Origin of the sequence: Gluconacetobacter dulcium (genome assembly GCF_014174165.1) — a bacterium.
In the GTDB taxonomy this organism is placed as follows: domain Bacteria; phylum Pseudomonadota; class Alphaproteobacteria; order Acetobacterales; family Acetobacteraceae; genus Gluconacetobacter; species Gluconacetobacter dulcium.
In genome coordinates this window covers 37,417-61,120 of record NZ_JABEQN010000025.1, presented here as the reverse complement: position 1 = coordinate 61,120, position 23,704 = coordinate 37,417, and the positions used below count along the sequence as shown (strand labels likewise).

The window sequence follows — 23,704 nt, the reverse complement described above, 5'->3', positions numbered from 1 at the left end:
CCGCCCAACATCCGTCAGAACCGTCTTTTGCCCATAGCCGTTGCGGCAGTTCGGGCGGCCGGTCGCTGCCTCGCCGTCCAGATGGTGGTCCAGTTCGGCGTTGAGCAACCGTTCCGCCAGCGCCTTCTTCATATCCCCCAGAAGGGCGTCCGCGTCCGACATCGTGCGGACCACGCGACCAGCCAGAACCTGGTCCAGTACGTCGTCAGGGATCACGGGCTTCTTGCGTCGGGACATGATGCTTCTCCTTCTCCAGCATCACACCAAACACACGAAATTCAGGATAGGCCCTGGCGGAGTTCTCCCTCACGAGATGAACATTCAGGATAGGCCCTCATGCGAGCGAGCAAATATCTGAACATCGGATTCCGTCGCGATGACAAAACTGAAACTTGTATTCGAAAAGCCGTAGGCCCGAATATCGCATACGTTGTGTGTGCTTACGCATACCGCTCTGCCATCGGGATAGATCAGATCGACGTCGGGTACGGGCCAATGCGCATCCCTTTTGCGCAATGAAAATCCGGCAGATGTCGTTACAGGAAGAGATCCTCCCCAAATGCCGGCTGTGGGAATTATCTCTCCAACCAGGAAACCAAAGCCCGGCATCTTCAAACGACGGTAATGCTCAACACTTACGAACTGGTCCTGCCCGGCCGAAAGCCTTTCTCCAGTCATTGTATCGGTCAAAGTCAGCTTGCTCGCGGAATGAATCAGTATAATGTCGCGGTCTTTGACGTAGCCTACCTGGTAGAGCCCTCCCACCAGGACGGTACCTACCTTGAACCACGGTTCAGGAGGGTCCTGTACCAGATTGTTTTTAATCATTACCATGTTAATTTTACCTTTGGCGTTTTACATTTCAAAGCGCCATAGAATATACACGAACGTATAGATAATGCACCTGGTGCCAAATTCCTGTATTTGAAAATAATAAACAAATATAAAATACATTTTCAGAAACAGAATTCCTGAAAAATATCAAGGGGGGATGATGCAATTTGGCCGGTTACTTGACATATGGCAGAGGTTAGCATGATGAGCCAATTTTAGGGCAGACTAAATGATCGGTTTGTTCCTGTTTAATTACCTTGTTGTGGATCATTTTTTTTAGGGTCTCCTTATTTGTGGACGAATTCGAGACAATATCTCTGAAAAAAGTTCGATTACCTTCGCAAGCCTTCAGTTCGGAATCCTGACTCTGGACAAGCTTCCGAGAGCCTGATCCGATGGCTTTTGAGCGATGCCAGCCTGTTGTGATTCATCCGTCTTTGCGAAGAGATGGAGTGAATGGTGGCGTGGACTGGTATTGCCGGCGTGAACAGAGCCGGGAGCCGTCGTCAGAAATCCCTGGCGGTTGATATCCTCTACCGGGGTTCGGGTGTCCGTGACGCCAGGAAGGTGATCCGTTCGGTGACGGCGGAGGGTGTGAGTTCGGGATTTTTAGCTTATGGCGTAAAAAACAAACCAAACCATCCGCTGCGGCTGGAGGCGACAATAAGGATATCCCGGCCCCCGGATCGGGCGATATGGTCGGCGCCGTGGGACGTGGAGGGGGTGATGGCGGCGGACGCGGAGGAGAAGCAGGCGCGGGGGTTGACCGTGCGGCAGGCGCGGTTCGTCGCGGAGTATCTCGTCGATCTGAACACGACGCAGGCGGCGATGCGGGCCGGGTATGGGGCGGGGTATGCGCGCCGGCATGCGTGGAAGCTGCTGCGGTCGGCGCGGGTGCGCGAGGCGATCGGGCAGGCGGAACTGGCGTTGCAGGATCGGACGAAGTTCAGTCAGGATCGGGTGATTGCGGAACTGACGCGGCTGGCGTTCTACGATGTAGGCACGATTGCCGCGCATCCGCTCAAGGGACCGGAGGATATCGCGACGTTGCCGGTGGAGGTGCGGGCGGCCGTTACGGGTTGGTCGTGGGACAAGGCGGGCAATTTCACGGTGCGGCTGGCGCCGCGCACGCCCAGCCTGGACCTGCTGGCAAGGCATTTCGGCCTGCTGAAGGATGTGAAGCAGCATCTGGGCCGCGACGGCAAGCCCGCCGACCCGCCGGGCCTGTACACCGTCGTCGTTCGCTGAATCGGGGTGAAGGGGGCGACTGCCCCCTTCCGGGTGCAGGGCGGAGCCCTGCGAACAGATCGGGAGAGACTATTCATGCGACAGCACAAAGAACTGGCCGAGGGCGAGATGATTCCCGGCGAAGCGCAGGATTTCGGTGTCGGAACGCTGACCGGCGCGCCGAGGCGCGGGGCGTGCGGCAAGGCGGATGGCGGCATGTTGAAGGACCACGAGCGTGCAGCCGCGCCCGCGCCGCGTCCGCGCGGGGGACGGATGGCGGCGGCGCCATTGCCCGATCATGGCCCGCATCGCGTGGGCAAGGGGCGCTGAGGGCGCTGGGGTTTGGTGCTGGGGTATAATCGGGAGTCGGTGCCGACGATCCGGCGTTTTATGGAATCGGACGCTTTCATCAGGGGATTGATGGGGCCGTTCGGGTCCGGGAAAAGCTCGGGCTGCGTCTGGGAAATCGTGCTGCGGGGGTTGCGGCAGGCGCCGGGGGCGGATGGGGTGCGGCGGTCGCGGTGGGCGGTGATCCGTAATTCCTACCGGCAGCTTGAGGATACAACCATCCGCACCGTGCATCAGTGGTTTCCGCCGATGCGTTTCGGGCGGTGGAAGCCGACCGAGCATTCCTATGTGATCAACCGCATGGTGGCGGAAGGGGACGAGAAGCCGGCCGAGATCGAATTGCTGTTCCGGGCGCTGGATCGGCCGGACCAGGTGGGGAACCTGCTGTCGCTGGAACTGACCGGGGCCTGGGTGAACGAGGCGCGGGAAGTGCCTTGGGCGATCATCGAGGCGGTGCAGGGGCGGGTGGGGCGCTACCCCGCGCGGCGGGATGGCGGGGCGACGTGGTCGGGCGTGATCATGGATACCAATCCGCCGGATGCGGAATCGGACTGGTACCGGTTTTTCGAGGAAAAGGACCATGGGGAGGCGGTGGCGGCGCTGGCGCGGGTGATCCCTGGGATGAGTGTGGAACGCTTTGCGCGGATCTTTCGCCAGCCCGGTGGGCGGTCGGCGGCGGCGGAGAATCTGGACAATCTGCCGCCCGGTTATTACCAGCGGCTGGCGGTCGGGAAAAGCGACGAGTGGAACAAGGTTTATATCGACGGGGATTACGGGTTCGTCATGGAAGGGCGGCCGGTCTTTGGCGAGTATAACGATGGGTTCCATTGCCGGGACTGCCGGACGGTGCCGGCGCTGCCGGTTTATCGGGGGTGGGATTTCGGGCTGACGCCGGCCTGCGTGTTTACGCAGATGCTGCCCTCCGGCCAGTGGATCGTGGTGGACGAGCTGGTGTCGGACGCCATGGGGATCGAGCGGTTTGCCGAGATCGTGGCGCGGCATTCGGCGCAGCATTTTCCCGAGACATCCTTTGTGGATATCGGCGATCCGGCGGGGATGCAGAAGGCGCAGACCGACGAGCGGACCTGTTTTGAAATTCTGCATGCGCGGGGGATCGCGATCGAGCCGGGGATGCAGACGCTGGCGATCCGTCTGGAGAGCGTGCGGCGGCCGTTGCGCACCCTGCTGGATGGGGCGGCGCCGGGTTTTGTGCTGCATCCGCGCTGCACGACCGTGCGGCGGGCGCTGATGGGCGGATACCAGTATCGGCGCATGCAGGTGAGTGGCGAACGCTATACCGACCGGCCGGAGAAGAACCGGTGGTCGCATGTGATGGACGCGCTGCAATACGTGGCGACGCGGCTGTTCGGCAGCGAACTGCGCGGGGCCGGCGCGGCGGCGGCGGACGAAATGTGGCGGGAGTTGCCCGATGACGGGCGGACGCGATCGAGCATTACGGGGTACTGACATGGCTGGACTGTTGTTGCCCGCGCATATGAGCGCGCATCCAGGCGCGCCTGGGGGGCTGGGGCGGCGTACCTGCCGCCAGTGCCGCCATCATGGCGTGGAGGGGAGCGATGTGGTGTGCCGGCGCTATCCGCCGCAGGTGACGGTGGTGCTGGTGCCGCAGGGGGCGCCGCGCGTGGGGCAACTGGCGCCGCAGCCCTTCGCCACCTTTCCGCCGGTGGTGCCCGAGCATGTGTGTGGCGAGTTCGCGCCCGGTGGGGAGGGGCGCTGAGCATGGAGGGCACGGAGCGGAGCGGGCCGGACGCGGACGGTGTGGGTCTGGGCGGTGCGGGGCTGGGCGGCGTCGGACTGCGCGGTGTTGGACCGGGCGGCGTGGGCTTGGGCGGCGCGGGGCCGGACGGGGCGGACATGGACGGTGTGGGCTTGGGCGGTGAGGGGCTGGATGGGCCGGATATGGATCTGGCCGAGCGGCTGCGGCGCTGGATCGAGTTGCCGAACATCGCCGCGGAATTGGACGACGCGCGGCACGGGCAGGTGGCCGACCGGGTAGCGCGGGACTGGCGCGCCGACGAGGCCACGCGCGCCGAGTGGAAGGAGAATTGCCGCCGCTGGCTGGATCTGGCGCAGCAGGTGGCCGAGCCCAAGACCTATCCCTGGCCTGGGGCGTCCAACGTGATCTATCCGCTGCTGACGGTGGCGGCGGTGCAGTTTGCCGCGCGGGCCTATCCGGGCATCGTGCGCGATCGGGACGTGGTGCGGGGCACCGTGCTGGGCGATGATTCCGGCGTGCCGATGCCCGACCCTCTGCGGCCGGGGCAGGTGATGGCGGGGCCGGACGGCGCGCCGCTATGGCTGGTGCCGCCGGGGGCGAAGCGGGCGCGGGCGACGGCGATCGGCCGGCATATGAGCTGGCAGCTGCTGGACGAAATGGCCGAGTGGGAGGAACAGACCGATAAGCTGCTGCTGAAGCTGGCCATTGTCGGCACCATGTTCCGCAAGACCTATTTCGACCCGGCATTGCAGCGCAATGTCAGCGAGACGGTGGACCCGTTGATGCTGTGCATCGACTACCACGCCAAATCCTTCGCGACCGCGCCGCGGATTACCGAGGAGATCGACCTATACCCCTGGGAGATCGAGGAACGTATTCGGGCCGGGCTGTTTCTGGACCATGATTACGGCGGCAATCATGATGCCGGCGAGGATAGCGACGCGCCGGTGACGTTTCTGGAACAGCATCGGCGGCTGGACCTGGACGGGGACGGGTATGCCGAGCCCTATATCGTGACCATTGCCCGCGATTCCGGGAAGCTGGCGCGGATTTCCGCCGGGTTCGACATGGATGGGGTGATGTTCGATGCGCGGGATCATCGTATTCGGCGGATCGAGGCGATTTCGTATTATACCAAATTCTCGTTTATTCCGTCTCCGGATTCCGCGATCTACGATATCGGGTTCGGCACGCTGCTGCATCCGCTGAATGCGGCGGTGAATACCAGCCTGAACCAGATGTTCGATGCCGCGCATCTGGCCAATGCCGGAGGTGGGTTCGTGGGTTCCGGCATGTCGTTGAATACCGGATCGGTGCGGTTTCAGGTGGGCGAGTACAAGGTGGTGAATACGCCGGGTGCCACGCTGCGCGAGAATCTGGTGCCCATGCAGTTTCCTGGGCCGAATCCGGTGCTGTTCCAGCTTCTTGGGTTTCTGGTCGATGCCGGGCGGGAGATTGCGTCGGTGAAGGATATCCTCTCCGGTGCCATGCCGGGGGGGAATGTATCCGGTATGCTGGGGCTGGCGGTGATCCAGCAGGGGCTGAAAGTGTTCAGTGCCATCTTCAAGCGGATTCATCGCAGTCTGGGGGCTGAGTTTCGCAAGCTCTATCGGCTGAACCGGCTTTATCTGCCCGATGAGGCGGGCTTTCGGGAGGGCAGCGCGTTCTTTCGTGTGACCCGCGCGGATTATGAGCAGGCGGGCGGGGTGGAGCCGGTGTCGGACCCCGAGATCGTCACCGACATGCAGCAGTTGGCGCGCGCGAATTTTCTGCTGGCGTTCAAGGATGATCCCTGGTGCGACGGGCATGAAATCCGTCGTCGTGCCTTCGAGGCCGCCGCGATCGGGCTGGTGGACAAGGTGCTGCGGCCCAGTCCCGCGCCCGATCCGGCCGCCATGGCGCGGGCGGCGGAACTGGATCTGCGGGCGCGGCGGGAGGCGCAGGAGATGGAGATGCGCGCCGGGAGCGAGGCGGCGGAACAGGTCTCGACACTCGCGGAGGCGGCTTTGCGGTTGGCTCAGGCCCGGAAAGCCGATCGGGGGTGAGAAGGGCGTTCTTTTTTGAAAAAAAGAACCAAAAAACTTTTGATCTGTTTGGGTTCGGTGGGGTGGGTGTGACGTTGTGTTTTGTTCTGTAGTATAAAAATATAAAGCTATGGATTTTTGGGAATACTCCCTTGCCATCCAGATGCTATCGAGAAACGTCGAAAAAGTCTTTTTGCTTCTTTTTCTTCAGAAAAAGAAGAGAACCGGAAAAAAGGAAATCCCTCGATGGAGCAGCGTCAGGCGATGTTGGACGATCTGTCGGAGGAGGCGTTTCGGGCCTGGCGGCATCATCCGGTGACGCGGGCGGTGCGTCTGTTTCTGACGGATTATGGCGAGAGCATCGAGCAGCGGATGCTGGGCCAGTGGCGGGCGGGGACGATTACGCTGGCGCAGGAGCATGAGGCGCGGGGCCGGGTGGCGCTGGCGGCCGAGGTGGCGGAACTGCAATGGGCGGCGATGCGGGCGTTTTACGGCCAGGGGCCGGGAGAGAAGGAGCGTGGCGATGCGTGAGGGACGCATTCTGAAATTCGACCAGCAGGAATTCGTTGTTTCCGCTTGGGATGGCGTGAATCGGGCGGGGTATGTGCCGCTGGATGACAAGATTCTGGTGCTGGCGGATGTGCATGCCGAGATGACCAGCGGGGCGGTGCAGTTGCCGGCGGAATATGTGGAGCGCCAGACGTTGGCGGCCGAGCATGGCACCGTGATCGCGGTGGGGCCGGCGGCGTTTCGCTGGAACGATGATGGCACGCGGCAGTGGGTGGGGACGATTCCGGCGGCCGGGGACCGGGTTTATTTCGAGCGGTATGCCGGGCAGTTGCTGAAGGGTGAGGATGGGCGGCTGTACCGGCTGATGTCGCAGCGTTGCATTGCCGCGATCGCGGTGGCGGCGGCGGGTGTGATGGCGGAGGGAGAACGCGCATGATCGACGAACGGGACGACGGTGTGGACCTGCACGCCGAGGCTGAGGCCGCCGGGCGGGAGCATGGGGCCGGGGAGCACGGGGTCGGGGGGCCGGAGGGTGTGGCGGCGGCTGTCGAGGCCGACGCGGACCCGGAGGTTGAGGCGCAGGCGCGGCGGATGGGCTGGGTGCCGCGCGACGATTTTCGCGGCGATGCGGAAAAATGGCGGCCGGCGCGGGATTTTCTCGACCGGGGGATGACGCTGTTGCCGGTGTTGCAGCAGCAATATCGCGCGCTGGATGGGCGCTATGCCAGCATGCAGGCGCAGTTGCGCGACAGCCAGAAGGCGCTGGCGGACCTGACGGAGCGCACGCGGCGGGCCGACGAGCGGGCGTATCAGCGCGCCGTGCGGGATATCGAGGGGCGGCGACAGGCGGCGGTGGCCAGTGGCGATACGACCGCGTTTGCCGTGGCCGAGCGGGATTTGCAGGATCTGCGCGATACGGCGCCGTTGCCGGCGGCACGGGCGGAGGAGGCCGCGCCGGCCCCTGTGCCGGAGCCGGTGGAGCGGGTGGAGAGCATGCCGGTGGAGATTATGGATTTCGTGCAGGCGAATCCGTGGTTTTCGCGCAATGCGGAGGCGCGGCAGGATGCGATTGCGATCCAGTCGGCGGTGGATCGGCAGCATCCGGGGTTGAGCCTGGCGGAGCGGCTGGAGATTACGCGGCGCAAGGTGCGGCAGTTGCATCCGGCGCTGTTCGAGAACCGGCGCCGGGAGGCGCCGCCGCCGGTCAGCCCCTCGCGCGGTGAGGGCGGGCGCGGGGGGAATCCGCGCGGGTTCGATGCGCTGCCGGTGGAGGCGCGGCGGGAATATGACCGCTATGCGCGGGCGCTGGCGGGCAAGGGCAAGCCGCTGACGAAGGATGAATGGGCCGGCTATTACTGGGAGAACGAGGCATGAGCGAGGACACACGTGGGCGCGTGCCGTTGAACGAGGCGGCGCGGAGCCGGGTGGCGCAGGGTGGCGCCCAGGGTGTGGCGGCCGGTGCGGTGCCGGGGGCTGTTGCCGGGCGGCAGCGGGGGGTGTCGCGGCGGCCGTTCGGGTTGCGGGAGCAGAAGCTGGCTTATCCCGACCGGGAGGGGTACCACCGGCACTGGTTCAATGACGAACCGGGGCGGATCGCGCGGGCTGGGGATGCGGGGTATAGTCAGGTTCTGGATGAATCGGGAAAACCCGTGAGCATGACGGTGGGTGTGGCGCGGGGTGGCGGGGCGCAGGTTGCTTACCTGATGGAGATCCCGGCCGAGTGGTACCGCGAGGATATGGCGGCGCAGGAATCGGGCCATCGGGAACTGATGGCGCAGATCAGGGAAGGGCGCGTGCCGGGCGGGCCGACCGGGGCGGATCGGCAGGCGCAGTATGTGCCGCAGGGGGTTGGGATATCAATCCGCGAAGAACGCCGGTAAAATCCTGACCGGAAATGCGCACTGGTGGCGATCCGACGCGCGTTTCCTGCGCTCCGGTGCTCACGGCCATTGAGGCCGCTCTCGCTCACCAGTCCACATTTCCGGTCAGGATTTGAGAGGGTCTTTTACTTTAATTTATAAGGCTATGGATTTTTAGGACTACTCCCTCTCCATCCGGATGCTATCGAGAAACGTCGAAAAAGTCTTTTTGCTTCTTTTTCTTCAGAAAAAGAAGGGTTCAGGCAGCACAAACAGGCAAGGACGATCGGTGGGTGCGTTGGGTGCCTGCCGTCTTTTCACCCGTGCAGAGGTCTGCCGATGAATTCCAATACTCCATTCGGTCTGCGGCCGATGGCTTATGCGTCCGGTGCGCCGTATGCCGGCGGCGTGCAGGTTTATTATGTGCCGGCGAGCAATCCCACGCCGTTGTTCCTGGGTGATCCGCTGGTGGTGTTGCCGGGGGCGGATGCCAATGGTGTGCCGGCGGTGGGGATTGCGACCGCCGGGGCGTCCGGTGTGGTGACCGGGGCGATGCAGGGCATTGCCAGCAATGCCGGCGAGCTGGTGCTGCCGCTGTTGCAGAACCAGGCGCCGTATCTGCCGGCGGGGCAGGCGGCGTATGTGTATGTGGCCGATGATCCGAATCTGGTCTTTGCCGTGCAGGAGGATTCGGTGGGCGGTGCGCTGGCGGCGGCCGCGGTGTCGGGCAATGTCAACCTGGTGGCGGGGGCGGGATCGACCGTTTCGGCGCAGTCGGGGTGGCAGATCCAGTCGAGCAGTGCGGGGACGCTGGCGACCGGGCAGATGCGCATTCTGCGAGCGTATCAGGCGATCGATAATGCGATCGGCGCCAATGCGAAATGGCTTTGCCGCATCAATCTTCATTCCATCACCAGCGCCCTTGGCGTCTGAGGAGTCTGTTCTATGGCCGTAATTACGACGGGCGCGCACCCCAAGGCTCTCTGGCCCGGCATCAAGGCGTGGTGGGGGCGCAGCTATGACGAGCATCGCGTCGAATATATGGATCTGTTCGACAAGCAGACCTCGGACAAGGCGTATGAGGAGGAGGTCGAGATTACCGGCTTCGGCCTGGCGCCGGTGAAGCCGCAGGGGCAGCAGATCTATTACGACACGGAAGCGCAGGGGGCGGTCAGCCGCTTTACCCATGTGGCCTATGCGCTGGGTTACATCGTGACCTACGAGGAACTGCGCGACAACCTGTATGAGGCGGTGTCGAAGCGCCGGGCCGCGCAACTGGCGTTTTCGATGCGCCAGACCAAGGAAAACGTGCTGGCCGGCATCTATAACATGGCTTTTTCGGCCAGTGCGCTGGGGGGCGACGGGGCGCCGCTGATTTCGGGCAGTCATCCGACGCTGGCGGGCAATCAGTCCAACCTGCTGGGGACGGCGGCGGATCTGTCGGAAGCGGCGATCGAGGATCTGACGGTGCAGATCATGCAGTGCCAGAACAACCGGGGGATGCGGATTTCGGCGCTGCCGCGCACGCTCAATGTGCCCTCGGCGCTGTGGTTCGAGGCGAACCGGGTGTGCAACTCGGTATTGCAGAACGATACGGCGAACAATGCCATCAACGTGCTGCGGGCCACCAATGCCTTCCCCGAAGGCATCAAGCTGAACCATTACTTCACCAGCCAGACGGCGTGGTTCATCCGGACCAATGTGCCCAATTCGCTGACCTACTATGAGCGCGATCCGATCTCGTTCGATCAGGATAACGATTTCGACACGCGCAATGCCAAGGCGGCCTGTTATGAACGCTACTCCGGATATTGGGCGGATTGGCGTGGGTTGTACGGGACGCCGGGGGTTTAAGGGGTTCTTCTTTTTCTGAAGAAAAAGAAGCAAAAAGACTTTTATTCGTTTTGTATAGTACGGGCGGGTGAGAGTCTTTTCCTTAAAAGATCAAAAGTTTTTTGGTTCTTTTTTTCAAAAAAGAACAGAACGCTGACATATGGAGAAATCCTGATGACCAAACGCAAACCGACTCCTCCGGCCCCCCGTCGCGGCACCGTGGTGGAAGTGCATCATCATTATCACGGCACCGCGCCGGTGCCGGCCGAGGAAAAGAAGGCGCCTGTGCGCAGAAAGCCGGTGCCGACGCGCCGGGGCTGAGGATGGGGGCGCAGCCGGTGGGGCCGGCTGCGCCCTGATGCGGGGAGGGCGGCATGGCGGATGTGACGACTGTTCAGGTGATTGCGAATGGTCCGCGCAACCTGATCGTGCGGGTGACGGATGTGAGTGACGGGACCGGGCTGGCGGCGATGAAGATCGTGGATGCGCGGTCCGTGGCTTTTGCGGTCGGCGGGCAGGTGCCGGGGGTGCATCTGAAGGTGCGGCGTATTGCCTATGACGTGCACGGGATGGTGGCGCGGCTGCAATGGGAGGCGACGGAACCGGTGGACCTGGCGACGCTGTCGGGCTTTGGGCATCTGGATTTTCGGCGGTTTCAGGGGATTCCGGGACCGGGGGCGGCGGGGGCGACGGGGTCGATCCTGCTGACGACGATGGGGGCTGGTGCGGGGAGTACCGTCACGATCGTTCTTGAGATGATCAAGGGTGTGCCGCAGGCGTGACGGGAGGGGCGGCGTGAGCGAACCGTGGTGCTACAGGCCCGGCGACCATTATGTGCTGGACGATCTGTCGGGCTTCAAGGTCCGGCGGTCGCGGGCGCGCACCATTCCTGGCGGGCAGACCGGACAGGCTTTGGTCGACGGGAGGCGGTGGGAGGCGCAGCAGCCGCAGGATTTCGTGCGCGGGGTGGCGGACGACCAGAGCGTGGATGTGGCCCGGCCGCGCCAGGAGAACCGCTTTACCGTGGTGGGAACCTGCGTGGTGGCGCCCTGCGCCGCCGGGAGCGGCGTGGTGGCGGTGGCGTCCACGGTCGGGTTTGCCGTTGGCGACCGGATTCAGATCATGCTCGACCGGGGCGAGAATGTTGCGGTCGTGATCGTGGAAATCGGGGGCGGGATGCTGACGGTCGTGCCCGCTCTGCCGGGAGCGGCGGGATGCCTGGGCGGCGGGATGGAGAACATGGTGCTGAAGATGGCGCAGGATTCGTTTTCGTCTTTCCTGATGGTCGAGGGCGGTGTGCTGCTTGGGACCGAGGATGGGCGGTTGCTGGTGCTGGAGGGTGGGGCGTGACGCAGATTGCGGTATCGCAGTTGCCGGACAGCGCGGACGTGCGCAACGGCGACCTGCTGCTGGTCTCGCGCCAGAGCGGGACCGGATGGACGAGTTGCCGGGCCGCGCTGTCCTATGTCCTGGCGTGGCTGGGAGTGGGGAAGGCGGGCGGGATTGCCCCGCTGGATGGTGGTGGCGCGCTGGTGCTGAACGGGGTGGCGGCGCTGCATGTGGACGGAAGCGGCCATCTGATTCTGGACGTTGCGGTGCCGACCGTGGACCCCGGTGTGAAAAACGCGCTGTGGACGCAGGGCGGTGTTCTTCTGCTTTCGGCGGGGCCGACATCATGATATCTTTGCGATATGGATTGATTTTTTCCGGACTGGTTCTGCCGGTGTCCGCGTGGGCGCAATATGCGCCGTTCCTGCCGCCGGGCGGACTGGCGCCGGCCACGATGGTCGGCAGCCAGACGCTGGCGCAGATGCAGGCGGCCACGGCGGGGGCGATTCCGGCGGCGCAGAAGGGGGCGGCGGGCGGGGTGGCGGCGCTGGACGGCGGCGGCACCGTGACGGCGCCGCTGACCGGTGATGCCACGGATGCCGCTGTCACGCCCGCTGGCGGGGCGACGACCACGCTGGGCGCCTATCTGGGCACGCTGGCGAAATCGTCCGACCTGTCGGCCTATCTGACGGCGCAGGCGGCGTCGGAGACCTATGCGACGCTTTCGGCGCTGGGTGAGACGGACAGCGTGGCCCATGCCGCGCAGGCGACGGCGCAGGCCGCCGTGCCCTCTGCCGCGCTGCTGGATGCGCAGGGGCGGGTGATGGTGCCGGTCGTCGGAGATGTGACCGGCGCGCCCGTGGTGCCGGCCGGTGGCAGCAGCGTCAATCTGGGCACGTATCTGGGCACCCTGGCGACGCAGGCCGGGCTTGTGGCCGAGACCAGCCGCGCGACGGGTGCCGAGGCGGTATTGCAGGGTAATATCGGCACCGAGGCGGCGGCGCGGGCCAACGCGGACGCGTTGCTGGCGCAGCTTTCGGGGGCCGTCTTTACTGGTGCGGTGTCGGTACCGCAGTTGAACCTCGGCGGCGACATCTACCCATCGACAGTCGGTGGTCAGTACTCCGCGCATTATGGCCCCGGCAGCGTATGGCGATTGTCATTCCAGGGGGACGGTAACCTCGTCGTCTATGATAGCGGCGGGAAATATATTTTCACTGTTGGTGGCCGGAACGACAACATGACGGTCGCCGTGCCCGCTACATTCGGCGCGGCTGTCGAAGTTCCGACGCCCGCTGCTGGCGATAACTCAAGCAACGTTGCCACGACGGCGGGTGTTCGGGCGGAGATCGCCAGCGGTTACACGGTCGCGACGCTTCCGAGCGATGGGCGGCGCTATGTCGGCGCGCGCGCCTATGTCACCGATGCGACTGCCTGCAATTTCATGGCGTCTCCGACCGGGGGCGGTGCGACGTTCTGCCCGGTGATCTGCAACGGTACAGCCTGGATCGCGGAGTAACGGCGATGGCACATTCCTTTCTCTCCCAAGCCCGACAGTGTGTGGTGATGCAGGCGGGGTCTGTCCTGGTGGCCGTGCGGCCGGGGGTGGATCGGGCCGGCAGTCTTTATCCGGTGCCGGCATGAGCGGCAGTGTGGGATGGAACCCCGGTGCGTCCGATATCATCAGCGGCGCGCTGCGGCTGATCGGGGCGATTGCCAGTGGGGAGGTGCCGCCGGCGAACGAGTATCAGGACGCGCTGGCGGCGCTGAACGGGCTGGTCAAGGCGTGGCAGGCGTCGGGCGTGCATGTCTGGGCCATGGCCGAGGGGACGGTGTTTCTCCAGCCCGGTCAGGGGCGGTACGGGATCGGCGGCGGCAGCACGGATCAGGCGGCGCAGAGCTATGTTGCCACGATTGCAGGCGCGCCGGTGGTGGCGGGCGCGGCGCAGGTGACGGTGGCAACGGCGGCGGGCATCGGCGTGGGGAGCCGGATCGGGATTGTGCTCGATGCGGGAGGGATGTTCTGGAGTTCCGTGCTGTCGGTCGTGGGGGGGACGGTCTATCTGGCGGGCGGATTGCCCGGCCCGGTTTCGGCGGGGGCGGCGGTGGTCGGGTATGGCGTGCCGGTCGCGCGGCCGTTGAAGATTGTCGGGGCGCGGGCCGTCGATCTGGTGACGGGGGTGGAGACGCCGCTGATTCCGATGTCGCGGCTGGATTATGCGAACCTCTCTGGCAAGGGCGCGCCCGGTGGAGCGCCGGCGCAGTATTTTTATGATCCGCAATTGGAGTCCGGGGTTTTCAGCGTTTATCCCGCGCCGCTGACCGCGCGGGTGGCGGTGACGTTTACCTGCCAGCTTCCGTTGCAGGATATCGGCGGCGCGGCCGACCGTGCCGATGTGCCGCAGGAATGGATTTCCGCGCTGCGCTTTGCGCTGGCGGTGGAACTGGCGCCGGAATATGACTGCCCGGCCCAGCGTTTCGAGATGCTGCGGGCGATGGCGGCGGAGAAATTCGCCGTGGCGGCGCAGTGGGATCGGGAACCGGAGGGGACGACCACCTGCCCGTTCAGCCAGCCGGTCTATCAGATGATCGCGGGGGCGCTGCGGCTGTGCGGGGCGGTGGGGCCGCAGGAGGTGCCGCGTCTGGGGCTGGTGGAGAACGCGTTCGCGTCGCTCAACGCGATGGTGCGGGCGTGGCAGGCTTCGGGCATTCATGTGTGGGCCGAGGAAGATTGCACCCTGTTCCTGCAACCGGGGCAGGTGCGCTACCTGATCGGGGCCGGGTCGCCGGATGCGGTGGCGGTGAGCAGCCAGTGCGTCGGGACGGTGCTGGCGGCGGCGGGGGCCGGCGCGCAGGTGAGTGTTGCGGCCGTGGGGGGGATCGCGGCCGGATGGCAGGTCGGGATCTGGCTGGATGGTGGCGGCGTGTTCTGGACCGGCGTGGCGGCGGTTGCGGGCGGTGGGCTGACGCTGGCCTCGGCGTTGCCGTCGGCGGCGTCGGAGGGGGCGCGGGTTGTGGCCTATCCCGCGCCGATGGTGCGGCCGTTGCGGGTGCCGGCGGCGCGGCGGCTTCAGTTCGCGGGGAGTGGCGGGCAGGCGATCGAGACGCCGCTCGTACCGATGTCGCGGCTGGATTACGCGAATGTTCCGAACAAGACGGTGCCGGGGGTGGTGACGCAGTTCTTCTACGATCCGCAATTGGGGGCGGGGGTGCTGCATGTGTGGCCGGCGCCCGTGGACAGTGGGAGTGCGGTGGCCTTTACCGCGCAGCGGCCGCTGCTGGCGTTTGCCGACCTGGGGGCGGTGCCGGATTTTCCCGACGAGTGGCTGGCGGCGATGCGGTGGAATCTCGCGGCCGAACTCTGGCCCGAATATAACGGATCGGGCGCGGCGGCGGGCAATCCGGCGCAGTATGTGCTGCTGAAGCAGGAAGCGGCCGGCAAGCTGATGATGGCGCAGGCGTGGGACCGGGAGCCGCAATCGGTGCTGTTCGGCGCCGGTTGCGGCCCGGCCGGGCGGGCGGGGTAGGGCGATGGCGGTGCAGCAGGTGGCGTTTGCCGCGCAATCGTACCAGGCGCATTCGGTGGCGCTGGATGCGCAGCGTTGCGTCAATTTCTATGCCGAATATGCGCCGAAGGATGCCAAGACGCCGGTGCCGGTGTGGGGGTGCCCCGGCATGGTCGCGTTCGCGCAGTGCGGGGACGGGCCGGTGTGGGGCATGGGCGTGATGGGCGGGGCGCTGTATGTGGTCTCGGGCCAGGCGCTGTATCGGGTGGAGGCGGACGGGGCGGCCGTGGAACTGGGCGCGACCTGGGTGACGGGGCCGGTGTCGATGGATACCAACGGCACCGACCTGGTGTGGGTGGATGGGGAATCCGGCTGGTCGTATTCCGTGGCCGGTGGCGTGCAGCGGATTGTGGACGAGAATTTCCATCCGGCGGATTCGGTCGTTTATTTCGATACTTATTTCGTCTTCAACCGGGCCGGGACGCAGCAGTTCTTTCTGTCGCCGCAGGAGGCGGTGACGCCGTTCGATGGCACGATGTTCGCCTCGAAGGAGGCGACGGCCGACCCGTTGCTCGCGATCGTCAATTCGCACGAGCAGCTTTATCTGTTCGGCGCGGCGCGGACCGAGGTGTGGTACGACGCGGGGAATGCGGCGCCGTCCTTTCCGTTCCAGCGGTTCGACGGGGCGTTTATCCAGCGGGGAATCGCGGGGCCGCATGCGCATTGTCTGGAGGATAATACCGTCTTTTTCCTCGGCGATGACGGGATGTTCTATCGGCTGGCGGGGTATCAGCCGCAGCGGGTTTCGACCCATGCGATCGAGGGGGCGTGGCAGGCTTATCCGGCGCGGGCGGATGCGCGGTGTTTCAGCTATACGCTGGAAGGACATAAATTCGTCACCCTGCTGTTTCCTTCGGCGGCCGCGACCTGGGTGTATGATGTGGCGACCGGGCTGTGGCACGAGCGGGAATCCTGGACCGGCGATGGCGCCGACAGTTCGATCGGCCGGTGGCGGGCCAATTGCGCGCTGATGGTCCGTGGCCGGGTGCTGGTCGGCGATTGCCTGAGCGGTGTGGTCGGGGTGTTGAATCCGCTGGTCTATACCGAACTGGGGGCGACCATGCGCGGGTTGCTGGCGGCGCCGCCGGTGCAGGGGCTGCGCGAGCGCGTGTTCATGCGGCGGTTCGAGCTGGATGTGGAGACGGGGGTGGGCCTGCCGGGCGTGCCCGCCGTGACCAGCGTGGCCTATCAGCCGCGTGGGGTGGAGATGACGACGCCTGCGGCGCTGGTGCGCGCGGGCGCGCCGGAGGGGATGGCGCCGGGTCTGGCCAGTCTGCTGGTGAGCCTGTGGGTGGATCTGCCGGAGGATGGCGCGCCGCGCGGGCTGGTGCTGGGCAATGGAGACGCGGCTGGCGGGCAGCCGGGTTTTTGCATCGGCATGGCCAGCGACGGGACGCTGGCCGGGGCGCAGATCGTGGTGCGGGCGACCGACGGGCAGGGGCAGGCGATCGTGACGGCCAGCTACGCTTTTGCCGGCTGGGGGGCGGGGTGGGTGAACCTGATCCTGTCGCTGTCGCCGGGGGAGCAGCAGGTGCAGCTTTATGCCGGTGGGGTGGCGCTGGTGCCCGTCTCGGTCGCGTGGTCTTCGGCGGCGCCGATCGGCAACCCCGTGGGGCAGGGGTGGCGGCTTGCGCCGTGGAATGGCGGCGAGGGGGCGGGGCTGCTGGCGGCGCCGCAGTTTGGCGGGCATACGGCCGGGTCCACCGCCGTTTATAACGGGTGGTCGAATACGTCCTGCATGCCGGATCGGTCGGGGAACATGATTTCGCTGGGGAGCGGGGCCGTCAATGCGGTGTCGCCTTCGGGGTCGGTGGTGTGGGTGCTGACGAAATCTGCCGTGCAGGCCGACATTCTGACCATGGCGCCGGGGCTGGATATGCTGAACTTCCGGCTGAATGCGGTCTCGGTGCTGCTGCTGGGGCAGTATCTGGTGGTGGGGGTGGATGACGGCGCGGTGTGGGAAGGGATTGCGCTGTATCAGGCCAACGGGGAGGCGGCGCCGGGTTTTCTGGGCTTCGTCTATAATGCTATCGGCGGGCCGGGGCCGATCTATGGCGCCAATCAATGTTTCCTGGCGGGATCGCAGACGATCGACGATCCGATCCTGTCGTACCAGATCGATTATCCGGCGGTGCCGCGGGTGGTGCTGGTGTTTCCCAGTATCGCGCAGATCATCGGGGGCGCGGCGCGGGTGGGGGGGCTCAACGGGCTTTATCCCGGCCTGGGCAGCACCGTCGCCTGGGCGGCGTGCCGGGTGCCGATGATCAAATATGCCTATCCCGCGCAACTGGGGACGCATCTGCTGGTCCAGTCCGGCTATAACGGCCATGTCGGGTTCTTTCTGCCGGACGGGCAGGGGGGGACCAATCATTATCTGTATTTCAGCAGGGGGGATATGGCAGCCAACGCGGTGGCGGGCGGCAATGCCAACCCGGAAGTGCAGGGGGTGATCGGGCCGGCCTGTCCGCATGGGGCGATGGTGCGGATTGCGATGGGTGCCGTGCAGTACGATGCGCTGGCGGCGCAGTTCGCCGGGAACGGGCTCGTGGCGCTGGCCGGCACGCTGCCGATGTACAGCATCGACAATGCAAACTGGATCGATGCCGACGGGGCCGTGCAGATTCCGTTCGCCGATGAATATGCCTTCATTGCCGACGGGCAGGCCGGGGGGACGGATGTGTATGGCGGCCAGCCGGGGTTGACGCCGATCGGGGAGAGTGGCGACTGGCTGGTGTCGTTTCTGCTGGTGGGGCTGTCGGACAGTGCCGTCAACCGGGGCAATGCGAGCGTGTGGGATACGGTCAGGGTCTTTCGTTATTCCGCCGGGCGGGCGGTGCAGATCGGGGCGCCGGTTTCGGGGGAAGCCTATGCCGCCACCGACTGGGCGGGGTACACGATCGGGCCGTGGAGCGATGGCAATGCCGTGGCCTATGTGAGCGGGGGCGAGGTGACGATCTGCGGCAATATGCGGCAGACGGCCGTGGGGTCTTATCCCGTGCCGGCGGGCACGCAGTATCAGACGCGCTTCGGCCGGCTGGATTTTGCGACGGCGCGGGTCGCGGATCTGTTCGTGGCGGCGCCGGAGACGTTCGTGGATCTGTCGGTGGCGGCGAACCGGGGGCTGTTCCTGGATGCGGGGGGTGGGGCGCGGTATCTGGCGTCTGACGGGTCGGGGGCGCTGGGGGTGGCGCCGCCGGTCTTCCTGACCGTGCAGGCGGGGGCGCCGGTGGCGGCATTTGCCGATAATGGCGGGTCGGGCGGCGGCTTTGCGGTGACGGGGCGGATTGTGCCGGCGGCGTCGAACCCGCCGGGGAGCGTATATGCGCAGAGCGTTCCGGCTGCCGACGATCCGGTGGGGGTGGAGCCGCAAATCATGCTCGACTGGTCCGACGATGGGGCGCGGACCTGGAGCGCGTTGCGGCTGTGGCGGTCGATGGGGCGGCAGGGCGCGTATCGCACGCGGTTGCGCTGGCTGAAGCTGGGGCAGGCGCGGCAGCGGGTGCTGCGGCTTCAGGTGACGGACCCGGTGCGGCGCAATCTGATCGGGTTCTATCTGGATACCGAAACGGGGATGGAGTGATGCCGGCGCCGCCGCGCCAGACCCTGCCGGTGGGCGACTGGCCGTTCGTGGATATGACGACCGGGCGGCTGACGCTCTCGGCCTATCAGTTTCTCGCACGCCTCCAGGCGGGGGCCAGCGGGTCGATCCGCAATCTGTCGGCGATTGCCGATGCGCTGGGGACGCCGGTGGCGGAGATTGCCGCCAGCGGGGCGGCCGGGATCGTTCTGCCGGCGTCATTTCCGCCGCCGGCACCGCTGCCGGCGGGGCAGGGCGCGCGGCTGCTGGCGATGCTGGCGGCGGGGCCGCGCCCCGTCGCGCCCGGTTTGCGGCTGTTGCCGGCCAGCCCCGCGCGGCCGGGGGATGTGGTGGTGCTGCATTCTGGCGCACGGGTGCTGGACGGGTTCGGCGGGCCGGAGGGCCGGGTTGCGGGGTGGGTGGGCGACCTGTTCCTGCAACGGGATGGCGGGCCGGCGGGGGCCGTGTGGGCCAAGCAGTCCGGTGCCGGGACGGTGGCGGGCTGGGGGGCGCTGGGGCAGGCAGGCGGTGCGGCAGGCGCCGTGCTGCCGCTGGTGAATGGGGATATCGCGCCGGTGGGCATGCTGTCCGATCCGGCGGGGCAGACAATCGGGGTGCCGGTCTGATGGGTAACAGCACGCTGATTACGGATTATCTGGGCTATGGCACCGTTGCCGCGCGGCCGGTGGCGCCGAGCCTGCCGGCGGGGTGTCTTGGGGTCTATTACGCGACCGATACCGGGCAGATCCAGGTGTGGAACGGGGCGTGGCGGGATTGGGCGCCGTCGGCGGTTTCGTTCTCGGGCGGTCTGATGGCGGCGGGGAGCGGGCAGGGGACGGCGACGGCCGTGTCGTCGGATGTCAATCTGTTTACCACCGTGAACGCGGGCACCGGGGCGGTGCTGGTGGCAGGGCCGGTGGGCACCTGGCGCAAGGTGTTGAACCGGGGGGGCGCCGCGCTGCTGGTCTATCCGCCCGTGGGGAGCGTGATCGACGCGCTGTCGGCGGGGGAGGCGGTTACGATCGTGCCCGGTGGGGGCGCTACTTTCTGGCAGAACAGTACAACGCAATGGTATTCGGAATGACGACGATACGGCTGATTCTCGCCGCCGCGCTGGTGCTGGGGGCGTGGGGCGGTGGCCCGGCGCGGGCGCAGGTGGTGGGGCCGGTGGGGCATGGGGAGTTGCCGGCCTGCCCCGATACCGGCGGCAACCATCTGAATTATGCGCCCGCGGGGGGAGGGTTTTCCTGCGGCACGACGGGCGCGCCGTGGGTGGGGGCGATGGTGACCATTTCGGCGTCCGTGCCGATGGCGGCGACCGGCGGTAATCTGGTGCAGATGAACGTCTGGAACAGCAAGGTTCTCGATACGTCGTCTTTCTGGTCGGCGGCGGCGCCGGGGCAGTTCACGATTCCGGCCGGGGTGAGCAAGGTGCGGGTTTCGCTCTCGATCGGGCAGTCGGGGATTGGGGCGGACCAGTTTCTGGTGCATCGGAACGGGGTCGGGGTGATGGGGTCGTTCCGGATCTCGGTGCCCGCCGGATACAGCGATGACGGGGCGAATGGGGCCTCCGGCGTGCTGTCGGTGTCGCCGGGCGATGCGATTACTATTTCCTATGCCTCGGTCTCGGCTTTTACGCTGACGGCGGATACGACGACCTGGTTCCAGATCGAGGCCGTGCCGTAGGCGGGTGCCAGAGCCCGGCCGGTGGCGTCTGGGTCTTTCCGGGGCTTGACAGGCGGGTGGGTATGTCACCTATAGGTGACATCGTGCCGAAGGGAGGGGTGTGATGGAGAGCGGACGAATCAGGGGCATTCTGTCGAAATGGCGCCGCATGACGTGGACGCTGTTCGTGGCGGCGGATTTTTTTGTGACCCGGTATCATCCTTTTGGGTATCTGTTCGGATTCCGGGACTTTGAAGCCACGCACGGATATTTTGTGGAAACCATGATCCTGTTCGGGCTGTGGTGCGCGGGGATCGGCCTGTATTACGTGACCTTCGGCAGGGGGCGGTGGCGGGCGGATATGCGTGACAGGCGGGAGCGGTTGAGGAACCGGACGGCGCAGCCGATTTCCTTTTCCGCGCGGATGGCCTTTCTGCTCGTGTCTCTGGTCGTTCTTGTCGTTTCGCTTTACAAATACCAGCATGATTCGCAGCCGCATCCTGGAGGGCTGATTGTGCCGCTGCTGTTTTTCGGACTGTTCGTGCTGGTCGAGATCAGCCGCGTGATGGTGCCTTCGGACAGCATGGTGTTTAATCCCGACGACGAATGGGTGATGTTCCTGCGGGCGCGGACGCTGCGTATCGGGTATGGCACCGCCATTTTCGTGCTGTGCGCGCTGGGCGGCATTCTGCTGTATGCGCCTTCTCTGGCGCTGGTGGCGTGTCCGGTCGGGCTGGCGATGGCACTGGCGGTTCCGGCCTGTGCGTATCAGGTGCTGGATCGCCGGGCCGCTGCACTGCAATGAAGGTGCGGACGGAACTGAAAGCATACCGGGCGGCGCGCGGGTTGACGCAGGCGGAGCTTGCCGAGCGGGTGGGGGTGTCGCGCAAGACCATCAATACCGTCGAGAATGGTATCTTTACGCCCTCGGTGGCGCTGGCCCTGCTGCTGGCGGATTGCCTGGAGGCGACGGTGGAAGACCTGTTCCAGATCGTGCCGGAAGCGACCGGGCCGGCCTGATGCGCTGGGCCGGGCCGCGTGGCCGGGTCTTGACCCCGTTGCCCGTGCCGGCCCACCTTCCCCGCTCGAAGAGCGCGCGCGGGAGGGCGACATCATGGATCTGAGCGAGAGTTTGCAGCACCGGTACACGGCCAAGGCTTACGATACGGGCCGCCGTCTGCCTGACGACATCGTGGCGCAACTGAAGGCGGCGCTGCGCTTCAGCCCGTCTTCGGTCAATGCGCAGCCCTGGCATTTCATTCTGGCTGACGACGAGGCGGGCAAGGCGCGCGTGGCCAGAGGGGCGGCGGGGGCGTTTGCTTACAACGCGCCGAAGATCCTCAATGCCTCGCATGTGGTGGTGCTGTGCGCGCGCACGAGCCTGCCGGCCGACTATTTACAGGCGGTGCTGGACCAGGAGCAGGCGGATGGCCGCTTTGCCGGCGAGGAGGCGCGCGAGGGCCAGCGCAAGACGCGCGGCGGCTATGTGACGCTGCATGAAGAGGCGGGCGACCTGCCGGTCTGGACGCAGAAGCAAGCCTATATCGCGCTGGGCTTCCTGCTGCTGGCCGCCGGTGCGCTGGGGGTGGATGCGACGCCGATGGAAGGATTCGATGCCGAGGCGCTGGATGCGGCGTTCGGCTTGTCGGCGAAGGGGCTGGCGCCGGCGGTGATCGTGTCGCTGGGCTATCATGCCGAGACCGATTTCAACGCGAAACTGCCGAAATCGCGATTGACGGACGACGTGCTGTTCTCGCGCGCCTGATGGCTGCGCGGGTCGGAACTGCCCTTACGATCTGATTGCGGGAAGCGTTATGACCACCCTCTCCGGCGCCGATGCGCGCGATGCCGATCTGGCGGCCCAGTACGAGGCTTATCCCTATCCCCAGCGCGATCCGCGTGACGAGGCGAAGCGGCTGCTGATCGGCAGCCCCAGCCATCTGCGGGAGATCGATTACTGGGTGTTCGGTGCCCGGCGGCCGCAGGCGGTGCCGTTGCGGGCGCTGGTGGCCGGGTGCGGCACCGGGGATGGCGCGATCATGCTCGCCACGCATCTGGCGCGCGCGGGCCGGGCGGGCGAGGTGGTGTGCGTCGATCGCTCCACCCATGCGCTGGGGATTGCCCAGGCGCGGGCCGAGGCGCGGGGGTTGGGGAATATCCGCTTCGTCCAGGGGTCTCTGAATGCGCCGGGTGCGTTGGATCTGGGGGCGTTCGACTATATCGATTGCTGCGGGGTGCTGCATCATCTGCCCGACCCGGCGGCCGTGCTGGGCGGGCTGGTCGGCCTGCTGGCGCCCGGTGGGGGGATGGGGCTGATGGTCTATGCCCCCTATGGGCGGACCGGTGTCTATATGGTGCAGGAGGCGCTGGAGATCCTGGCGCCGCATGGCCAGAAGCCGGCGGAGCGGCTGGGGACCGCCAAGCGGGTGATGGCGGCCCTGCCGGCGACGGCCTGGCTGCGCCAGAACGGCAATTTCGGCGATCATCTGACCGGCGGGGATGCGGGGCTGTATGACCTGCTGCTGAATCCGCGTGACCGGGCTTATACGATCGGGGGCTTTCTGGACCTGCTCGACGGGGCGGGGCTGGAGCCCGCGTGTCTGATGGAGCCGGCGCGCTATGACCCAGCACTGTTCCTGCCCAATCCGCGCCTGCGGGCGCGGGTGGCGGAACTGGGCTGGCGGGAGCGGGCCTGTGTGGCCGAGGCGCTGACGGGGAACATGGCGACCCATGTCGCCTATGTGGTGCGCAAGGGCGCGCGGGTGGCGGCGCCCGATTGCTGCGATGCCGACGCGGTGCCGGTGATGCGGGAAATGCCCGGTGCCGAACTGGCGCGGCAGATCCGGCCGGATGGTATGCTGCCCTTCGCCTTCGGTACGCTGACCGTGCCGGTACCGGTGCCGCCGCAGATACGGACCATTCTGCCGCTGGTGGACGGTACGCGCAGCGTGGGCGCTCTGGCCGGGTTGATGGCCGATGGGGGCATGGAACGAAGCCGCTTCCTCAAGGTGTGGCGTGAGGGCTTTACCGTGCTGGAGAGCCTGAACCGGGTGTTGCTGCGGGCCGCCGCGTGAAGCAGAGCCCGATCGGGCGCTCCCGGTGGTTTTGAAATAATTGTGATAACGTCGGAAAGAGTGGCGCCAAAAATGGCGGCGGCCTGAAACCGGGGCCGTCGCGTGGCGTATTGAGACAGA

Annotated in this window: 27 protein-coding genes; 25 read left to right on the top strand and 2 right to left on the bottom strand. The window is 66.0% G+C overall.

Annotated features, from left to right (window positions below; translation table 11 throughout):
* Both HLH25_RS16880 and HLH25_RS16875 read right to left on the bottom strand, forming a co-directional pair.
* Positions 1–237, bottom strand: a 237-nt coding sequence (locus HLH25_RS16880; protein WP_182975178.1) for a transposase, incomplete at its 3' end; no start/stop codon positions are given.
* Positions 238–321: 84 nt separating this feature from the next.
* A complete protein-coding gene (locus tag HLH25_RS16875) occupies positions 322–834 on the bottom strand; it encodes a hypothetical protein (protein WP_182975177.1) in 513 nt (170 codons plus the stop codon).
* Positions 835–1,560: 726 nt separating this feature from the next.
* Here HLH25_RS16875 and HLH25_RS16870 point away from each other — a divergent pair.
* The 25 genes from HLH25_RS16870 (at position 1,561) to HLH25_RS16750 (ending at position 23,584) form a co-directional block, all read left to right on the top strand.
* A complete protein-coding gene (locus HLH25_RS16870) occupies positions 1,561–2,082 on the top strand; it encodes a terminase small subunit (protein ID WP_182975176.1) in 522 nt (173 codons plus the stop codon).
* A 75-nt stretch (positions 2,083–2,157) separates the two neighbouring features.
* On the top strand, positions 2,158–2,391 hold the full coding sequence (locus HLH25_RS16865) for a hypothetical protein (protein ID WP_182975175.1): 234 nt from the start codon (positions 2,158–2,160) through the stop codon (positions 2,389–2,391).
* 60 nt (positions 2,392–2,451) lie between these two features.
* Positions 2,452–3,876, top strand: coding sequence for a hypothetical protein (locus HLH25_RS16860; protein WP_182975174.1), 1,425 nt, complete (start codon positions 2,452–2,454; stop codon positions 3,874–3,876).
* Between the two features lies 1 nt (position 3,877).
* Entirely contained in the window at positions 3,878–4,147 is a 270-nt protein-coding gene (locus HLH25_RS16855) for a hypothetical protein (protein WP_182975173.1), read from the top strand.
* A gap of 2 nt (positions 4,148–4,149) precedes the next feature.
* Positions 4,150–6,192, top strand: a complete 2,043-nt coding sequence (locus HLH25_RS16850; RefSeq protein WP_246402621.1) for a co-chaperone GroES — start codon at positions 4,150–4,152, stop codon at positions 6,190–6,192.
* A gap of 225 nt (positions 6,193–6,417) precedes the next feature.
* Complete coding sequence (locus HLH25_RS16845; RefSeq protein ID WP_182975186.1) at positions 6,418–6,702, top strand: hypothetical protein; 285 nt, start codon at positions 6,418–6,420, stop codon at positions 6,700–6,702.
* Positions 6,695–7,117 (top strand): co-chaperone GroES, encoded by a 423-nt coding sequence (locus HLH25_RS16840; protein ID WP_182975172.1) that lies wholly within the window; start codon positions 6,695–6,697, stop codon positions 7,115–7,117. The genes HLH25_RS16845 and HLH25_RS16840 overlap by 8 nt, the downstream gene beginning before the upstream one ends.
* A complete protein-coding gene (locus HLH25_RS16835; protein ID WP_246402620.1) occupies positions 7,114–8,055 on the top strand; it encodes a hypothetical protein in 942 nt (313 codons plus the stop codon). The genes HLH25_RS16840 and HLH25_RS16835 overlap by 4 nt, the downstream gene beginning before the upstream one ends.
* Positions 8,052–8,561 carry a hypothetical protein gene (locus HLH25_RS16830; RefSeq protein ID WP_182975171.1) on the top strand — a complete coding sequence of 170 codons (510 nt, stop codon included), beginning with the start codon at positions 8,052–8,054 and terminating at the stop codon, positions 8,559–8,561. The genes HLH25_RS16835 and HLH25_RS16830 overlap by 4 nt, the downstream gene beginning before the upstream one ends.
* 318 nt (positions 8,562–8,879) lie before the next feature.
* Positions 8,880–9,473 carry a hypothetical protein gene (locus tag HLH25_RS16825; RefSeq protein ID WP_182975170.1) on the top strand — a complete coding sequence of 198 codons (594 nt, stop codon included), beginning with the start codon at positions 8,880–8,882 and terminating at the stop codon, positions 9,471–9,473.
* A gap of 12 nt (positions 9,474–9,485) precedes the next feature.
* Positions 9,486–10,394, top strand: a complete 909-nt coding sequence (locus tag HLH25_RS16820) for a phage major capsid protein (protein ID WP_114728724.1) — start codon at positions 9,486–9,488, stop codon at positions 10,392–10,394.
* Between the two features lie 153 nt (positions 10,395–10,547).
* Positions 10,548–10,694, top strand: a complete 147-nt coding sequence (locus HLH25_RS16815; RefSeq protein ID WP_182975169.1) for a hypothetical protein — start codon at positions 10,548–10,550, stop codon at positions 10,692–10,694.
* A 53-nt stretch (positions 10,695–10,747) separates the two neighbouring features.
* Positions 10,748–11,155 (top strand): hypothetical protein, encoded by a 408-nt coding sequence (locus HLH25_RS16810; protein ID WP_182975168.1) that lies wholly within the window; start codon positions 10,748–10,750, stop codon positions 11,153–11,155.
* 13 nt (positions 11,156–11,168) lie between these two features.
* A complete protein-coding gene (locus HLH25_RS16805) occupies positions 11,169–11,723 on the top strand; it encodes a hypothetical protein (protein ID WP_182975167.1) in 555 nt (184 codons plus the stop codon).
* Positions 11,720–12,052 carry a hypothetical protein gene (locus tag HLH25_RS16800; RefSeq protein ID WP_182975166.1) on the top strand — a complete coding sequence of 111 codons (333 nt, stop codon included), beginning with the start codon at positions 11,720–11,722 and terminating at the stop codon, positions 12,050–12,052. The genes HLH25_RS16805 and HLH25_RS16800 overlap by 4 nt, the downstream gene beginning before the upstream one ends.
* Positions 12,053–12,069: 17 nt before the next feature.
* The gene (locus HLH25_RS16795) at positions 12,070–13,221 is read left to right on the top strand and encodes a hypothetical protein (RefSeq protein ID WP_220791870.1); all 1,152 of its coding nucleotides are present in this window, start codon (positions 12,070–12,072) and stop codon (positions 13,219–13,221) included.
* Between the two features lie 121 nt (positions 13,222–13,342).
* On the top strand, positions 13,343–15,229 hold the full coding sequence (locus HLH25_RS16790) for a phage adaptor protein (RefSeq protein WP_182975164.1): 1,887 nt from the start codon (positions 13,343–13,345) through the stop codon (positions 15,227–15,229).
* A 4-nt stretch (positions 15,230–15,233) separates the two neighbouring features.
* On the top strand, positions 15,234–18,848 hold the full coding sequence (locus HLH25_RS16785) for a packaged DNA stabilization protein (RefSeq protein ID WP_182975163.1): 3,615 nt from the start codon (positions 15,234–15,236) through the stop codon (positions 18,846–18,848).
* Positions 18,848–19,471 (top strand): hypothetical protein, encoded by a 624-nt coding sequence (locus HLH25_RS16780; protein ID WP_182975162.1) that lies wholly within the window; start codon positions 18,848–18,850, stop codon positions 19,469–19,471. The genes HLH25_RS16785 and HLH25_RS16780 overlap by 1 nt, the downstream gene beginning before the upstream one ends.
* Complete coding sequence (locus HLH25_RS16775; protein WP_182975161.1) at positions 19,471–19,929, top strand: hypothetical protein; 459 nt, start codon at positions 19,471–19,473, stop codon at positions 19,927–19,929. The genes HLH25_RS16780 and HLH25_RS16775 overlap by 1 nt, the downstream gene beginning before the upstream one ends.
* Positions 19,926–20,531 (top strand): hypothetical protein, encoded by a 606-nt coding sequence (locus tag HLH25_RS20370; RefSeq protein WP_246402619.1) that lies wholly within the window; start codon positions 19,926–19,928, stop codon positions 20,529–20,531. Before HLH25_RS16775 ends, HLH25_RS20370 begins: the two co-directional genes overlap by 4 nt.
* A 253-nt stretch (positions 20,532–20,784) precedes the next feature.
* Positions 20,785–21,315 (top strand): hypothetical protein, encoded by a 531-nt coding sequence (locus tag HLH25_RS16765; RefSeq protein WP_182975160.1) that lies wholly within the window; start codon positions 20,785–20,787, stop codon positions 21,313–21,315.
* Entirely contained in the window at positions 21,312–21,530 is a 219-nt protein-coding gene (locus tag HLH25_RS16760; protein WP_182975159.1) for a helix-turn-helix transcriptional regulator, read from the top strand. Before HLH25_RS16765 ends, HLH25_RS16760 begins: the two co-directional genes overlap by 4 nt.
* A 94-nt stretch (positions 21,531–21,624) precedes the next feature.
* Positions 21,625–22,275: an oxygen-insensitive NAD(P)H nitroreductase gene (gene nfsB / locus HLH25_RS16755; protein WP_182975158.1), complete on the top strand. Its 651-nt coding sequence runs from the start codon at positions 21,625–21,627 to the stop codon at positions 22,273–22,275.
* Positions 22,276–22,324: 49 nt separating this feature from the next.
* Positions 22,325–23,584 (top strand): class I SAM-dependent methyltransferase, encoded by a 1,260-nt coding sequence (locus tag HLH25_RS16750; protein WP_182975157.1) that lies wholly within the window; start codon positions 22,325–22,327, stop codon positions 23,582–23,584.
* The last annotated feature ends 120 nt before the right edge of the window (positions 23,585–23,704 follow it).